At 73.1% G+C, this 15,144-nt stretch carries 12 protein-coding genes; 1 reads left to right on the top strand and 11 read right to left on the bottom strand.

Going from position 1 to position 15,144, the window contains the following annotated elements; all coding sequences use genetic code 11:
- Positions 1 to 155: 155 nt before the first annotated feature.
- Positions 156 to 929 (bottom strand): ABC transporter permease, encoded by a 774-nt coding sequence (locus FH608_RS11420; RefSeq protein ID WP_139630383.1) that lies wholly within the window; start codon positions 927 to 929, stop codon positions 156 to 158.
- Positions 913 to 1,845, bottom strand: a complete 933-nt coding sequence (locus FH608_RS11415; RefSeq protein ID WP_226899304.1) for an ABC transporter ATP-binding protein — start codon at positions 1,843 to 1,845, stop codon at positions 913 to 915. The genes FH608_RS11420 and FH608_RS11415 overlap by 17 nt, the downstream gene beginning before the upstream one ends.
- Positions 1,846 to 2,173: 328 nt before the next feature.
- Here FH608_RS11415 and metF point away from each other — a divergent pair, with 328 nt between their 5' ends.
- Positions 2,174 to 3,082 (top strand): methylenetetrahydrofolate reductase [NAD(P)H], encoded by a 909-nt coding sequence (metF, locus tag FH608_RS11410; protein WP_139630381.1) that lies wholly within the window; start codon positions 2,174 to 2,176, stop codon positions 3,080 to 3,082.
- Between the two features lie 33 nt (positions 3,083 to 3,115).
- Here metF and FH608_RS11405 read toward each other — a convergent pair whose 3' ends face one another.
- From FH608_RS11405 to FH608_RS11370, 9 genes are all read right to left on the bottom strand, one after another.
- The gene (locus tag FH608_RS11405; protein ID WP_139630380.1) at positions 3,116 to 5,896 is read right to left on the bottom strand and encodes a helix-turn-helix transcriptional regulator; all 2,781 of its coding nucleotides are present in this window, start codon (positions 5,894 to 5,896) and stop codon (positions 3,116 to 3,118) included.
- Positions 5,897 to 5,951: 55 nt separating this feature from the next.
- A complete protein-coding gene (locus tag FH608_RS11400) occupies positions 5,952 to 7,682 on the bottom strand; it encodes a 2-isopropylmalate synthase (protein ID WP_139630379.1) in 1,731 nt (576 codons plus the stop codon).
- A 23-nt stretch (positions 7,683 to 7,705) separates the two neighbouring features.
- A complete protein-coding gene (locus FH608_RS11395; RefSeq protein ID WP_193318354.1) occupies positions 7,706 to 8,044 on the bottom strand; it encodes a hydroxyisourate hydrolase in 339 nt (112 codons plus the stop codon).
- Between the two features lie 199 nt (positions 8,045 to 8,243).
- Positions 8,244 to 11,276: an AfsR/SARP family transcriptional regulator gene (locus FH608_RS11390; RefSeq protein ID WP_226899303.1), complete on the bottom strand. Its 3,033-nt coding sequence runs from the start codon at positions 11,274 to 11,276 to the stop codon at positions 8,244 to 8,246.
- Between the two features lie 217 nt (positions 11,277 to 11,493).
- Entirely contained in the window at positions 11,494 to 11,667 is a 174-nt protein-coding gene (locus tag FH608_RS51390; RefSeq protein WP_153261805.1) for a hypothetical protein, read from the bottom strand.
- Between the two features lie 102 nt (positions 11,668 to 11,769).
- Positions 11,770 to 12,573, bottom strand: coding sequence for an ABC transporter ATP-binding protein (locus tag FH608_RS11385; RefSeq protein WP_139630376.1), 804 nt, complete (start codon positions 12,571 to 12,573; stop codon positions 11,770 to 11,772).
- Positions 12,570 to 13,367, bottom strand: a complete 798-nt coding sequence (locus tag FH608_RS11380; RefSeq protein ID WP_139630375.1) for an ATP-binding cassette domain-containing protein — start codon at positions 13,365 to 13,367, stop codon at positions 12,570 to 12,572. Before FH608_RS11380 ends, FH608_RS11385 begins: the two co-directional genes overlap by 4 nt.
- Positions 13,364 to 14,179: an ABC transporter permease gene (locus FH608_RS11375; RefSeq protein ID WP_139630374.1), complete on the bottom strand. Its 816-nt coding sequence runs from the start codon at positions 14,177 to 14,179 to the stop codon at positions 13,364 to 13,366. Before FH608_RS11375 ends, FH608_RS11380 begins: the two co-directional genes overlap by 4 nt.
- Complete coding sequence (locus tag FH608_RS11370) at positions 14,176 to 15,141, bottom strand: ABC transporter permease (RefSeq protein ID WP_139630373.1); 966 nt, start codon at positions 15,139 to 15,141, stop codon at positions 14,176 to 14,178. Before FH608_RS11370 ends, FH608_RS11375 begins: the two co-directional genes overlap by 4 nt.
- Between the last annotated feature and the right edge of the window lie 3 nt (positions 15,142 to 15,144).

Here is a 15,144-nt window from a genome sequence, read left to right as displayed (position 1 = left end):
AAAGCGGACCAGGCTGTTCATCCGGACAGCCGCGAGAAAATGCTATAAACCGGGGATTGTTTTCCGTTCCCCTAATAGGCCCCTAATGGCCGTCGGCCCCACCCCGGGCACGAAAAAGGGCCCGGCGGTGCCGGGCCCTTGCACATGAATGCGATTCAGGTGTTCCCCACCTTCGCGTCGCTGGCGTTGAACCGGAACGTGGCGACGCCCGCGAATATCACCGCGAAAACGCCCAGCACGAGCAGGTTGGTGGTGACGTCGCTCAGCGTGCCGTGCTCCAGGCTGACTTTCCGCAGCCCCTCCAGCGCCCAGTACGGCGGCATGAAGTGCGCGATCGCCTGCGACCATTCCGGCAGCGTGTTGGACGGGGCGAGCGCGCCGCCCAGGCCCGACATGACCATGCCGAGCAGGCTGCCCACGGTCAGCGCCTGGTCCATCGTGGAGAAGACGGCCACCAGCATGGCGCCGAAGGCGACCAGCACCAGGACGAGCACCAGCACCAGCAGCGCGAGCCCCATGATCGAGCCGGTCACGCGGAACCCGAAGAGCAGGTAGCCGAGCCCGAACAGCACCGCCATCTGCACCAGGTAGCACAGGTAGAGCGGGGTCAGCTTGCCGACGAGCAGGTCGGCCGTGGTGGCGGAACTGGCGCGCAGCCGGTCCCAGGTGCCCCACGCGTGCTCGCGGAAGAACAGGGTGCCGATCATCGTGATGCCGAAGAACGCGAACAGGACGGCCATGCCGGGGATGACGTACTCGGCTCCCGTGGCGTTGGCGAACCCGCGCAGGCGCAGGGTGGCGCGGGCGTTGGGGATGAGGAAGGCGCCCAGCAGGAGCGGCATCGCGATGGTGGTGACCATCGGCGCCGGGTCGGTGAGCACCAGTTTGAGCCCCGAACGGGCGATGACGAGGCTACGCCGCGACAACATCGAGCTCCTCCTTCCTGGAGGTGTCACCGGTGATGGCTCTGTAGGCGGACTCCAGGCTGGCCCGCTCCAGGTCGATGCCCTTGAGCCGGTTGGCGTCCTCGCCGAGCTCCGCGAGCACCTGCGCGATCGCCGGGCCGGGGTTGGCCGCGGCGAGCGTGGAGACCAGCAGCTCGCCCTCCGCCTCCCAGCCGGACGGCGGCTCGGCCGGGGCGTCGCCCTCGAACCTCAGCCGCACGGACGCGGTGGCGTGCCGCTGCACCAGCTCGTCGATGGAGCCGGACTCCACGATCCGGCCGTCGTGCAGCACGGCGATGTCGGCGTCGAGCTGCTCCAGCTCGGTCATGTAGTGGGTGGTGTAGACGATCGCGCTCCCGGAGGCGGCCAGGTCGCGCACGACGTCCAGGATGCCGGACCTCGACTGGACGTCCGCTCCGACCGTCGGCTCGTCGAGGAAGAGGACGTCCGGGCGGTGCACGATCGCCATCCCGGTGTGCAGCCGGCGCTTCTGACCGCCGGACAGCACCTCGGCCTTGACACCGAGCCGGTCGTCCAGGCCCATCAGGCGGGCGACCTCCGTCACCCGCGCGCGCACCTCCGCCGGCTTCATGCCGGCGAGCCGCGCGAACAGCGCGATGTTCTCCGCCACCGACAGCGTCGGGTAGACCCCGAGCGCCTGCGGCGCGATGCCCATGCGGGCCTGGGCCCTGCCGGTGTGACGGGCCACGTCGATCCCGGCGACGTGAACGCTCCCGCCGTCCGCCGACCTGAGCCCCGCGCAGATCGACACCATGGTCGTCTTTCCCGCGCCGTTGGCTCCCAGCAGGCCGAGGACCTGCCCGGCGCGTACGGTCAGGTCGACACCGCGCAGCACTTCCCTGTCACCGTAACGCTTTGCGAGTCCTGCGATTTCCAGCAACTCGTTCACCTCCATTTCTCACGGGTCAGGATAGATTCGACGAGCCTTTCTCGGCTGCCCTGGCGACACCCCTATTCCGGCGGCCGCTCACCCCAGAAAACACCGGGAGCCGCCCGCGAAGAATGCTTCGCCGGGCGGCTCCCGAGCCATGAGGGGCAGACGTTCGAAAGTCGTTCATCACCTCGCCGATGGGTTAAACTCCCGCGCAAGCCGACACCCCGAGGGTAGGTATTCCCGGGCGTCGCGCGAAACCCCTGCCGGCCCCCTAGGGAATGGCTTTCCCGGCCTACCGGTTATCGCCCGCGCGTTCGCTCCGTACGTTTGTCGCATGTCCATCAGCATGCTCGCCCGACGGCCGGCCACGGTGAAAGAGGCGCTCGCCTCAGGACGGCCCACCATTTCATTCGAGTTCTTCCCGCCGAAGGACGGCGCCGCGACCGGGCGCTTCTGGGAGTGCGTGCGGGAGATCGAGGCCGTACGGCCCAGCTTCGTGTCCATCACCTACGGGGCCGGCGGCTCGACCCGCGACCGCACGATCGACGTGGTCGCGGCCGTCGCCAGGACGGCCACCATGATTCCGGTGGCGCACCTCACCGCGGTCGGCCATTCGGTGGCCGACCTGCGGCTGATCCTGGAGCGCTACCGCGAGGCCGGCGTCAGGGACGTGCTCGCGCTGCGCGGCGACCCGCCCGGCGACCCCCAGGCGGAGTGGGTGCCCCATCCCCGCGGCGTCGCCCACGCCGTGGACCTGGTCCGGCTGATCCGCGAACACGGGGACTTCACCGTCGGCGTCGCCGCGTTTCCCGAGAAGCACCCCCGCTCCCCCGACTGGGAGAGCGAGATCCGCCATTTCGTGGACAAGTGCCGGGCCGGCGCGGACTACGCGATCACCCAGATGTTCTTCGACGTGGAGGACTACTTACGGCTGCGCGACCGGGTGGCCGCCGCCGGCTGCGACGTGAAGATCATTCCCGAGATCATGCCGGTGACCGACGCCGCGCAGATCGAGCGGTTCGCGGCGCTCAGCGGCGCCACCCTGCCGGAGCCGCTGGCCTCGCGGGTGCGGTCGGCCGGCGACCCGGCCGCCGTGCGCGCCATCGGGGTCGAGCACGCCACCATGATGGGCGCCCGCCTGCTCGCGGAGGGCGCCCCCGGCCTGCACTTCATCACGCTGAACCGGGCCGGGGTCGTCCTGGACATCCACCGCGCCCTCGGCCTGCCGGCCGCCCGCCCCTGAAGGCGGGCGGCCGGTCGCTCGCGCGGGTCGCAGTCACAGCTCCAGGATGGCGGTCGACGAGCCGAGCTCCGCGCTCGTCGGCAGGTCCGCCCTGTTGGTGATGTTGAGCTTGCGGTACGTGTGCGTGAGGTGCTGCTCCACGGTGCTCACCGTGACGTAGAGCTTGCCGGCGATCTCCCGGTTCGTGTAGCCGGCGGCGGCGAGCGCGGCCACCCGGCGCTCGGCGTCGCTGAGCATGGCCGCCGGCTCCGTGTCGGCGGCCTGCGCCTCGCCGCCCGCACCGCCCCGCGACAGGGCCCGCAGCAGCGGCTGCGCCTCGCACTCGCGGGCGAACGCGGTCGCCCTGCGAGTGATCATGCCGGCCCGGCGGTACTCCCCCAGCGCGTGGTAGGCGTCGGTGAGGTCGAACAGCGTCCTGGCCAGCTCGTAACGGTCGCCGCCCGCCGACTGCAGCAGGTCCGACGACCGGCGCAGCAGCATGGGGCGGTGCCGCGGCTCGCTCATGGCGGCCATCAGCCGCATGGCGACGCCCTGGACGCGCGGCGCGTTCGTGCCGCACCTGGCCAGCTGGCCCTCGACCAGCCGGCGGGCCCGGTCGTGCCCGCCCATGCGCAGGCAGGCCTCGGCCGCGTCGATCCGCCAGGGGATGAGGCCCGGCACGTCCAGCCCCCACTCGTCCATGAGCCGCCCGCACCACTCGAAGTCGCTCAGCGCGGCCCGCGGGTGGTCGGTGACCAGGCTGTAGTGGCCGCGCGCCTGCAGGTAGTGCAGGCCGTACCTGGTCTGGAACATGGCGTCCTGGACCGGCACGTCGAGCAGGTCGTTGACGTCGGCGAGCTTGCCCATCGCGGTGGCCGCGAGGACGAGCGTGCCGAGCGGCGCCCCCACCGCCACGCCCCAGCTGGTGTGCGGCATGATCTCCAGCGCGAGCCGCGCGTGCCGCTCGGCGGCGGGCAGGTCGCCGCGCCGCAGCGCCACCTCGGCGCAGACGGCGGCGAGCCTGGCCTGCCGGCTGGGCGCCCGGCGCGTGATCGCCTCCTCCATGAACAGGTCGCACCAGGGCGCGGCGGCGTCGGCCGCGCCGCCGTACGTGAGCGCGAGCAGCGCGCTCTCGACCGTGTCCAGGGAGCCCTCGTCCAGCTTGGAGTTGCGCAGGATCCGCTCCGACACGGCGATCAGGTCGTCGCCGGGGCCGCGCGTCAGCACGCCTTCGAGCATGGCCGCGGCCCGGCCGCGCCGGTTGGCCGCCACCGAGGAGAGCGCCGCCTGCCCCCGCTCGCCCAGGGCGCGCGGCAGGTGGGCGACGAGCGACGGGTAGGCCGAGCGCAGCCACGAGCGGGCGGCGCCCAGCTCGGCCTGCGCCTCCTGGTCCAGGTCCGCGCCGGGGTCGGCGACGTGGTCGAGCACCTCCTGGGCGTCGTCGAACCTGCCGTGCCACAGCAGCGCCTTGGCCAGCACCACGGCGGGGTAGCCGCGCAGGATGCCGCGGTGCATCGCGTCGGTCAGCTCGGGGAAGTGCCCGGCGGACGCGCTGGGGTTGATCCGCCACTCCGCCCGTACCAGCGCTGTGGTGATCTTGACCCGTTCGCGCTCGTCGGTGCAGGCGTGCAGGGCGAGCTTGAGGTAGGCGACGGCCGGCTCGACGAGCCCGTCGCGCAGCGCCTGCCTGGCCGCGGTTTCGAGCACGGGCACGGCCCACGCCCCGTCCGCCCGCCCGGCGCTCAGCAGGTGCCCGGCGACCACGCTCGCCGGGGCGCCGCTGCCGTGGGCCAGCTCGGCCGCCCTCTGGAACAGCCCGGCCCGCTCCTCCGGCGCCATCTCGGCCAGTACGGCGGAGCGCGCGGCCTCGTGGCGGAACCCGTCGCGGGCGAGCAGCCCGGCGACCGCCAGCGCCTGCACGGCCCGGGCGACGTCCGCCGCCCCGAGGCCGAGGAGCTCGTCGAGCCCGTCCGTCCCGCCCAGGACCGCCAGGCCCCTGGCCACGCGGAGCAGCCGCGGGCCGCCCCGGCGCAGGCAGGACAGGACGGCGTGGCCGTACCTGTCGCCGACCACCACGTCCTCGGGCGGCTCGCCCGCCGCGCGCCCGGCGTCCTCGTGGTCCTCGGCCAGCGCGGTCACCAGCAGCGGGTTGCCGCCGCTGAGGTCGTACCAGGGCGCGGCGAAGCGCTCGGCCGGCCCCGGCCCGAGCCGGCGTGCCGCCAGCTCCAGCACGCCGTCGCGCGACAGCAGCGGGAGCTGGACGCGGCGGCAGTGGGGCTGGCGCGTCAGCTCGGTCTGGAACGAGGTCTCGGCGTAGCCGCCGTGGTCGGCGTGGCCGAACACCGCCGCCACCCGCGCGAAGCGCACGCGCCTGCACAGGTAGGCGAGGCAGACCAGGGACGCGTTGTCGGCGTGCTGCACGTCGTCCACCACGATGAGCAGCGGGTGGCGCTCCGACAGCTCCAGCAGCACGGTGCAGAGCGCGTGCACGATCTGCGCGTCCATGTGGGCCAGCGGCTCCGAACCCGCCAGCGCCGCGTTCGTCCCCTCGTGGACGAGGTCGAGCGCGCGCTCCCGCTCCCCGGGCGTGAGCGGCGCGTCGTGGACGAGCTGGCTCAGCACGCCGAGCGGCAGGTCCCGCTCGGCGCTGGAGCCCGTCGCCGTGATGGCCAGCGCGCCGAGGTCGATGGCCCGCTCCGCCAGCGTGAGCAGCAGCTCGCTCTTGCCGGTGGCGACGGTGCCGGTGACCAGGGCGACGCGGCCGCGCCCGTTCGCCGCGTCGGCCAGCAGCCCCTCGAGGGAGGCCCGTGCCTCGTCGCGTTCGATCAAGTCCATCTCGTGCCTCCTTACCCCGACGATCCGAACGCCAGATCGTGCTGGTTTCGCGTGTTCATCGAACGGCCGCCGCCGGCGAGCGATCCGCCACCTCAAATGACACCGACTCGCGGGACGCCGAATCCCGGGACGCAGCCTCCCGGGACGCCATCTCGCGGGACGCCGCCGCGCTGACCGCGGCGAACGCCGCGGCCTCCACGTCGGAGCCCGTCCCGGCGCCCCAGACCAGGCGCCCCCGCACCCGGCACTCGGCGTAGACCACGACCTCGCGGCTCGGGCTCCGCCGCCCGGTCCTGTGCACGGCCCGCACGTCGATGCCCCAGGGCGCCAGCGTCGCCGCCATGCGCCGCACGGCCTCAGACCGGCCGGCGTCGAACCCCAGCCCGTCGATGTGCAGCTCCGCCGTCACCGGTGCCGCCGGCATCGTCAGGCCAGGCTCGGCGAGGTACTCGCGGTCGAACAGCTCCCTGACCCGCCGCGGCGTGATCTCGCCGCCCCCGGCGTCGGCGTCGGCCTGCACGATCCCGGCGAACTCCACCTGGAGCGCGCGCGGCAGCCGCATGCCGTGCCAGGCGTCCATCACGTACGCCACGCCCCCCTTGCCGGACTGGCTGTTGATGCGCACGACGGCCTCGTACGTCCTGCCCACGTCCCGCGGGTCGATCGGCAGGTACGGCACCGCCCACGGCAGGTCGTGCGCGCTGACCCCGCCGATCCTGGCCGCCCGCTCCTGCGCGTCGAACCCCTTCTTGATCGCATCCTGGTGCGAGCCGGAGAAGGCCGTGTAGACCAGGTCGCCCCCGTACGGGTGGCGCGGGTGCACGGCGATCCCGTTGCAGTACTCGACCGTGCGCCTGATGCCGTCGAGGTCGGAGAAGTCGATGCCGGGGTCGACGCCCTGGGTCAGCAGGTTGAGCCCGAGCGTGACGAGGTCGACGTTGCCGGCCCGCTCGCCGTTGCCGAACAGGCAGCCCTCGATGCGCTCGGCCCCGGCCAGCAGCGCCAGCTCGGCGGTGGCCACGCCGGTGCCGCGGTCGTTGTGCGGGTGGATCGACAGGCAGACGTGCTCGCGGCGGGACAGGTTGCGGTCCAGCCACTCGATCCGGTCGGCGAACACGTTGGGCATCGAGCGCTCGACCGTGGTGGGGAAGTTGAGGATGATGCCCCGCCCGGGGCCGGGCTGCCAGACGTCCATGACGGCCTCGCAGACCTCCAGCGCGAAGTCCTGCTCGGTGTCGTTGAACAACTCGGGCGAGTACTGGTAGCCGAGGTCGCAGCCGCCGAGCGCGCGCTCCGCGTACTTCGTGAGCAGGCGGGTGGCCTGTACGGCCAGGTCCTTGCACTCGTCCCTGGTCATGCCGAAGACCAGGTCGCGGAACGTCGGGGAGGTCGCGTTGTAGATGTGCACGGTGGCGCGCGGCGCGCCCGCCAGGCTCTCGACCGTGCGGTGGATCAGCTCGTCGCGCGCCTGCGTCAGCACCGAGATCCGCACGTCGTCGGGGATCAGGTCCTCCTCGATGAGCATGCGCAGGAAGTCGTGGTCGTCCTGGCTGGCGACGGGGAAGCCGACCTCGATCTCCTTGTAGCCCATGTCCACGAGCAGGTTGAACATCGTCAGCTTGCGCGTCGGGTCCATGGGCTCTGCCAGCGACTGGTTGCCGTCGCGCAGGTCGGTGGAGAGCCAGCGGGGCGCGGCGGTCACGGTCCTGCCCGGCCAGGTCCGGTCCGGGAGGTCGACGGGCTGGGTGGCGGTGTAGCGGGCGGCCGGTCTCCTTGGTGTTCTCACGGTGTTGTCCTCACGGGTCGTCCTCAACCTGCGGTGCCGAAGTACGTGGAGTACGAATGCGGCGCGAGCAGGACCTGGACCTTGCAGACGTCGTCCTCGTCCTGCATACGGAAGGTGACCGATATTTCGGGATAGGCGGCTACGACGCCGAGGCCGACGAAATACTGGTCGCTGTCGAACACGATGCGGTAGAGCCCGCGGTCCAGGCTCAGGTCCGCCCACTCGCTGATGCGGCCGGCCACGTCGGTCTCCGACCTGGCGAGCGGCTTCCAGCAGCCCTCCAGCGGGTGCTCGAGGCTGGCCCGCAGGCCAGCTGCCGACCGGCCGTACACGCCGTCCACCGCCTCCGCGATGATGCTCATCTCAGCCACACCCATCTGCCAGGTCCGTCACGACGGACTCCTGCCACGCCTGCGAGCTCGCCGGCCGGCGGCAGGACCACGGCAGGCGCTCACCGCGCGGGCACGGTCCATGTCACGGAGCCCGATCCACCCGCATCGGCTCGCCTTCAGAGTGCAGGGGGCCGCTATCGGTCCGCCTTTCGCCCACTATCGCGGGCGGTCATTCCCCCGGCTCGGACGGGCAGGCGCGCCGCATGAGGCGCATGCGCTCGGCGTACCGGGCGCGCATGCGCTGGGCCACCAGGGTGTCGATCTTCGCGGTCACGTCCAGCGCCCTGGCGAGGGTCTCGTACGCGTCCGCCGGCTGGCCGAGCGCCGCGTGCGCGTCGCTGAGCACGCTCAGCGTGTCCGCCTCCTCCAGGGGGACGTTCATCGTGCCGAACAGCGCGAGCGCCTCGTCGCAGGAGTCCACGGCCTCCTCCGGGCGGCCCTCCGCCAGGGCCAGCTCCGCCAGCGCGGCCAGGGTCCTGCCCTTGGCGAGCCGCTCGCTGGAGGTGTTGGCGAGCAGCAGCGCGTGCCGCAGCGTGCCGCCGGCCTCGGCGAACTCGCCGAGCCTGAGCCGGGCCAGGCCCATGCCGTGCAGGATGTACGCCTCCCCCGTCGGGTCGCCGACCTCCTGCACCGCGGCCAGCGCCTCGCCCAGCACCTCGACCGCCAGGCGCAGCTCGCCCTCCTGGAGGTGCACCTGCCCCAGGCGGTTGAGCACCTGGCCCTGCAGCCTCCTGCCCACGCCGCTGCCGACGTGGGCCATGGCCTCCGACAGCAGGCGCTTGGCGTGCTCGATGTCGTCGCGCGCCAGCCTGACCTGTGCCAGGTTCTGCAGCACGTAGACGGTGGTGCTGGGCGGCCCGGCGCGGCGCGACAGCTCCAGCGCCCGCTCGAAGTGCGCGGCGGCGTCCTCGATCCGGCCCGTCACCAGGTCGAGGTGTCCCCTGTTGGCCATCACGGAGCCGAGGCCGCGCTCGTCGCCGATCTTGGTGAACAGCGTGATCGCGGCGTCGAAGTCGCGGCGCGCGTCGTCGAACCGCTGCTCGGCGCTGGCCAGCGCGCCGGTCGAGTACAGCATGACGGCGTGGCCCGCCACGTCCCCGGCCTGGCGGGCGGCGTCCAGCGCGATCCGCTGGGTCTCGCGCCAGTCGTCGAGGTAGACCCGCGACTGGAAGAAGGAGGCCGCGCCCATGGCCAGGCCCCAGCAGATCTCCGTGAAGCCCGCCTGCGCCGCCTGGCTGATGCCGGAGACGAGGTTCGAGCGCTCGCGCTCGAACCAGGCGTGCGGCACCTCGACCATCCGCTCGACCAGCGCGTCCGGCAGCGACCAGGTGGCGATGGACGCGGGGATGATCATGCGGTCCTCGTGCTCGCGGCGGCGGGCCGCCTCCACCAGGGACAGCAGCCCGCCGAGCACCCTGGCCAGCGCCGCCGTGCGCTCGGCCGCCGGCTCCTCGGCGGCCAGGCGCTCCCTGGCGAACACCCTGATGAGGTCGTGGAAGCGGTACTGGGTGTGCGGGCCGCGCCCGGTGCCGGAGGTCTCGATGAGCTGGGCGTCGGCCAGGTCGTCCAGCAGGTCCTGGCCCTCGTGGAGCGGCCGGTCCAGCAGAGCGGCGCTGATCCAGGAGGAGAAGATCGGCGCGTCGAGGATGGCCAGCCGGCGGAACAGGCGCCTGGCCTCCTCGCCGACGCTCTCGTACGTCAGCGAGATGCTGGCCCTGATGCCCATGTCGCCGTGCTTGAGCTCGTCCAGCCTGCGGGTCTCGTCCTCCAGGCGTTCCACGAGCTGCCCGACGCTCCAGTGCGGCCGGGCCGACAGCCGCGCGCCCGCGATCCGCAGGGCCAGCGGGAGCTGCCCGCACAGCTCGGCCAGCGCCACCGTGGCCTCGGGCTCGGAGTGCACCCGCTCGGCCCCGGCGATGCGCGAGAGCAGGTCGAGCGACTGGGCGGAGTCGAAGACGTCCACGTCCACGTGGACCGCGCCGGGCAGGGCGGCGAGCCGGCCGCGGCTGCTGAGGATCACCGCGGAGCCCGAGCCGCCCGGCAGGAGCGGGAGCACCTGGCTCTCCATGCCCACGTCGTCCAGCACGATCAGCATCCTGCGGTCGGCGAGCAGCGCGCGGTACATCTCCGCCCGCTCCTCCAGCCCGTCCGGCACCGCCGTACCGGTGACGCCGAGGGCGCGCAGGAAGCGTTCGAGCACGTGCGCCGGGCTCACCGGGCGGGCGGCGCCGCCGTGCAGGTCGGCGAAGAGCTGCCCGTCGGGATAGTGCTCGGCCACCCGGTGCGACACGTGGACGGCGATGGTGCTCTTGCCGATCCCCGGCTTGCCGACCAGCGCGACGATGGGCACGGCGTAGCCGGGGCGCTCCCCCGCGACGGCCACGAGCCGCTCCAGGATCTCGTCGATCTGCTTGGTGCGCCCGGTGAAGTCGGCGATGTCGGTGGGCAGCAGGCGCGGCACCACCTTCAGGGCCGCCGGGGCCGCGGCGGGCGGCGCCTCGGGCAGGTCGAGGCTGGGAGCCGAGGTTAGTATCGCGTGCTCCAGCTGCTGGAGCCGCTCGTTCGGTTCGATGCCCAGCTCTTCGATCATGGTCTGCCTGGCCCGCCGGTAGGCCTGCAGGGCCTCGGCCTGCCGGCCGGAGCGATACAGCGCGAGCATGAGCTGGCCGCGCAGCCGCTCGCGCAGCGGGTGCTCCTCGACCAGCGCGCTGAGCTCGCCCACCAGCTCGTGGTGGCGGCCCAGGTCGAGCTCCAGGTCCACGCAGTCCTCGTTGGCGGCGATGCGGTCCTCGTCCAGCCTGCTCGCCGCCGCCTGGACGAGCCTGCTCTGGATGCCCTCCAGCGCCGGGCCGCGCCACAGGGCCAGCGCCTCCCGGTAGCGGGTGACCGCCTCGGCGACCTGGCCTTCCTTGCGCAGCCGGCGCGCCTCGCGCGCGAGCCGCTCGAAGCGGTGGCCGTCGAGCTCGTCGTCCCTGACCCGGACGACGTACGCCTGGGCCTGGGTGGAGATGAGGTCCGGCCTGCCGTGCGCCGCGAACAGGCGGCGCAGGCCGGAGATGCAGATCTGGATCTGGGCGCGGGCGGTCGTCGGCGGCTCGTCCCCGTACACGGCCTCCATGAGCCTGCCGATGCTGACGGCCCGCCCCACGTCCAGCAGCAACACGGCGAGTGCGGTCTGCTGCCTGCTTCCCCCGAGATCCACTCGTTCGCCGTCCAAGGAGACTTCGAGAGGACCCAGGATGCTAAAGCCCACTCGCATCTCCCCTTGATGCCAGTTGATGCCAGCGCGTTCCCAAGGCTGCAGGTTTCGCGAAAAATCCTACTTCTTCGCGATAAAAGCTGTCACTTGTTTACGGATCCAGGCCCGGATCTGTCACCGTAGAAGTCAGCTTTCGCCGGGGACCGCGCCCAGGGGACGATCACGGCCAGGTGTTGCAGCACATCGGGTACTCGATGTCCGGCGTCTTGACAGCCACGGGGGTGGCCGATCCGGTCTCGGCGCCGGCGGCCGAGCCGAGCGCCGGCAGGACGGCCACGGCGGTGGCCAGGACGAGGACGAGCTTGGCCAGGCGACCGCGTGCGTGCTTGTTCATTTCCGACCTCGGTTTCCTAGAGGGGTTGGTGTACGTGTCTCAGGCTAGGAAGGGGCGCCATTCGCTCGTTATCGGATCGCTTCTGGCCCGGCATTCCGCAGGTCAGCCGCTGTCCGGGGGTTCCGCCGTCCGCTGTGCCGGGGGGCCGGGCAGGCGCGGCACGCCGGCCACCAGCCGCCGCGTGTGCGGGTGGCCGGGAGCGCCGAGCACCGCGGCCGTCGCCCCCCGCTCCACCACGCGGCCCTTCTCGAGCACCACCGTCTCCTCGCACAGGGACGCCACCACGGTCAGGTCGTGCGAGACCATCACCACCGTGAGCCCCCGGCTGTGCCGCAGTTCGGCCAGCAGGTCGATGAGGCTCACCTTGGTGACGACGTCCAGCGCGCTGACGGGCTCGTCGGCGAGCAGCACCCGCGGCCCGCACACGACGGCCCTGGCGATGGCGATGCGCTGGCGCTGGCCGCCGGAGAACTCGTGCGGATAGCGGCTCGCGGCCTCCTCCGGCAGCCCGACCCAGCGCAGGGCCTCCGCCACCCGGCGCGCCGACTCCGCGCGCCGGTCGCGGGACGTGAGCAGGCCGAGGGAGCGCAGCGGCTCCGCCACGATCCGGTCCACCCGCTGCCGGGGGTCGAGCGAGGAGTACGGGTCCTGGAACACCGGCTGGACCGCGCGCCGCAGCGCCCGCTCCCGCCCGCGTAACCCCTCGCCGTCCAGGAGCACCTGCCCGGCGGTCGGGCGGGCGAGGCCGAGCAGCAGACGTACCAGCGTGGACTTGCCCGCGCCCGACTCGCCCACCAGCCCCAGGCCGCGCCCCGCCACCACCGGGAACGAGACGTCGGTGAGCACCTCGGGCCCGCCCCGGTACGCGAAGTGCACCCCGCGCGCCTCCAGCACCGGCGGGCTCAACGCGCGAGCCCGTCCAGCGCGCCGTGCAGCCGCCTGGCGGCCGCCACCACCTCGCGGGTACGCGGATGCGCCGGGGCGTGCACGATCTCCGCGGCCGTGCCGCGCTCGACGGCCCGGCCCTCGTGGAGCACGAGGAGGCCGTCCGCGACGCCCGCCACGACGCCGAGGTCGTGACCGATGAGGAGCAGCCCCATCCCGGAGCTCCTGACCAGGCCGTCCAGCAGCGCCAGCATCTCGGCCTGGACCGTGGTGTCCAGCGCCGCGGTGGGCTCGTCGGCGATCAGCAGCGCCGGCTCGCAGGCCAGCGCCATCGCGATGGCGACCCGCTGGCGCTGGCCGCCGGACAGCTCGTACGGGAAGGCCCTGGCCAGCCGCTCCGGGCCGGGCAGCCGCACCTCCGAGAGCGCGTCGAGCACCGCGCCGCGCAGCGCCCGGCCGCGCAGCCGCCGCCTGCGCCGCAGCGGCTCCGCGACGAGCGCACCGACCCGTTTGAGCGGGTCGAGCGCGGTGAGCGGCTCCTGGAAGACCACGGCGGCGGCCCGGCCGCGCAGCCGGTCCAGCCGCCGGCCGGGCGCGCCGAGCACCTGCTCGCCGTCCAGGAGCACGCTGCCGGACGCGCTCATCCCCCTCGGCAGCAGGCCGATGACCGCCAGCGCGGCCAGCGTCTTGCCCGCGCCGGACTCGCCGATCAGCCCGAGACGGTCCCCCCGCTCCATGGAGAAGGACAGCCCGGAGACGAGGCTCCGGCCGTCCGGGGCGCGCACGCACAGGTCGCGTACGTCGAGCAGGGTCATCGTGATCTCCTCAGGGTCGGGTCGGCCTGCTCCCTGATCCCCTGGGCGATCAGGTTGGCCCCGATCACCAGCATGGCCAGCAGCGCGCCGGGCGCGAGCACGGCCACGGGAGAGGTCAGCACGGTCGCCTCGGCCTCCTTGAGCATGCGCCCCCAGGAGGCGTTCGGCGGCGGCGCGCCCAGCCCGAGGTAGGACAGGCTGGCCTCGGCGAGCGCGGCCAGGCCCGCCTGCAACGCCAGGTTGACCGCCAGCGTGGGCCAGATGTTCGGCAGCACGTGCCCGGTCACGATCCTGGGCCAGGAGGTGCCCGAGGTGCGGGCGGCGGTGATGTAGTCCTGCGCCAGCACCCGCTTCACCAGCACCCTGGTCAGCCGGGCGACGACGGCCGAGACGGCCAGGCCGATCGCCGTGATCGCCGCCGCCAGGGAGGTCTGCTTGGCCGCGACCACGAGCATGGCGAGCAGCAGCGTGGGGAAGGCGAGGAGGATGTCGAGCACGACGGCCAGCGCGTCGTCCAGCCACCGGGCCGCCAGTCCGGCCAGCACGCCCACCGCCGGGCCCAGCGGGCCGCCGACCGCGACCGCGCCCAGGCTCGCCACGACGGCCACGCGGGCCCCCAGCATCAGCTGGGTGAGCAGGTCCCGGCCGAGCCGGTCGGTGCCGAGCAGGTGGCCGGCACCGGGTGGCTCCAGGCGCCCGCCGGTGGTGTCGGCGGGGTCGTACGGCGTCCAGAAGAACGTCAGCAGGGCCATCGCGACGATCACCGCGACCAGCGCGCAGCCGGCCGCCAGCGCCGGCGAGCGAACTCTCATGCGGGCGTCCCGGTCGTCGTGCGGCGCAGCCGCGGGTCGATGAGCCGCTGGACGAGATCGGTCAGGAAGCCGATCACCAGCACGGTGAAGGTGCTCAGCGCCAGGATGCCCTGGATCACCGGGTAGTCGTGCTGGGCGAACCCCCTGACCAGCATGCTGCCCAGCCCCGGCAGCGCGAAGACGCCCTCCACGACGACCGCGCCGAGGAAGGTCGTGGCCAGCTCGATGCCGAGGACCGACACCACGGGGGCGGCGGCGTTGCGCAGGCCGTGCCGCCAGACCGCGCCGGCGAACGACGCGCCGAGCGCCCTGGCGGTGCGCAGGTAGTCGCTGTCCAGGACGTCGAGGGCGGCGGAGTGCACGTACCGGATGAGCGAGGCGGACATGACCAGGGAGACGGTCAGCACGGGCAGCGCCAGCGCGGTGAGCGCCGCCCCCGGGTGGGCCCACCCGTCCACCGGGAAGCCGCCGGCCGGGAGCAGCCGCAGGCGCAGCGCGAACAGGTCGATCAGCAGGATGCCCACCCAGAAGACCGGCACGGCCAGGCCGAACTGGGAGGCCGCGCCGATCAGCGAGCCGTACCACGTCCGGCCGCGGCAGGCCGTGAAGAACCCCACCGGCACGGCCACCAGCACCGACAGCAGGAACGCCAGCAGCGTCAGCGGCACGGTGACGGGCAGGCGCGCGGCGATCTCGGAGCCCACCGGCAGCGAGCTGATGAGCGACCTGCCCAGGTCGAGCGTGGCCATCTTGCGCGCCCAGGACGCGAACTGCTCCAGCGGCGGCAGGTCCGTGCCGAGCTCGTGCCGGACCTCGGCGACCTGCTCGGGTGTGGCGCCCATCGGCAGCAGGGCGTTGGCCGGGTCGCCCGGCAGCAGCCTGAGCAGCAGGAACAGCACGCAGCTCGCGACCAGGAACGACACTGCCAGCAGCAGGACGCGCCTGCGCAGGTAGGCGATCACCTG

Origin of the sequence: Nonomuraea phyllanthi (genome assembly GCF_006334985.2) — a bacterium.
In the GTDB taxonomy this organism is placed as follows: domain Bacteria; phylum Actinomycetota; class Actinomycetes; order Streptosporangiales; family Streptosporangiaceae; genus Nonomuraea; species Nonomuraea phyllanthi.
Note: the sequence above shows the minus strand (reverse complement) of the source record. Positions and strands in the feature narration are given on the sequence as shown.

Coding starts and splice junctions, on each gene's coding strand:
- FH608_RS11380 (WP_139630375.1), bottom strand. CDS start 13,367: ATGACCCTGCTCGACGTACGCGACCTGTGCGTGCGCGCCCCGGACGGC.
- FH608_RS11395 (WP_193318354.1), bottom strand. CDS start 8,044: ATGAGCATCATCGCGGAGGCGGTGGACGGCGTGTACGGCCGGTCGGCA.
- metF (WP_139630381.1), top strand. CDS start 2,174: ATGTCCATCAGCATGCTCGCCCGACGGCCGGCCACGGTGAAAGAGGCG.
- FH608_RS51390 (WP_153261805.1), bottom strand. CDS start 11,667: ATGAACAAGCACGCACGCGGTCGCCTGGCCAAGCTCGTCCTCGTCCTG.
- FH608_RS11375 (WP_139630374.1), bottom strand. CDS start 14,179: ATGAGAGTTCGCTCGCCGGCGCTGGCGGCCGGCTGCGCGCTGGTCGCG.
- FH608_RS11420 (WP_139630383.1), bottom strand. CDS start 929: ATGTTGTCGCGGCGTAGCCTCGTCATCGCCCGTTCGGGGCTCAAACTG.
- FH608_RS11405 (WP_139630380.1), bottom strand. CDS start 5,896: ATGGACTTGATCGAACGCGACGAGGCACGGGCCTCCCTCGAGGGGCTG.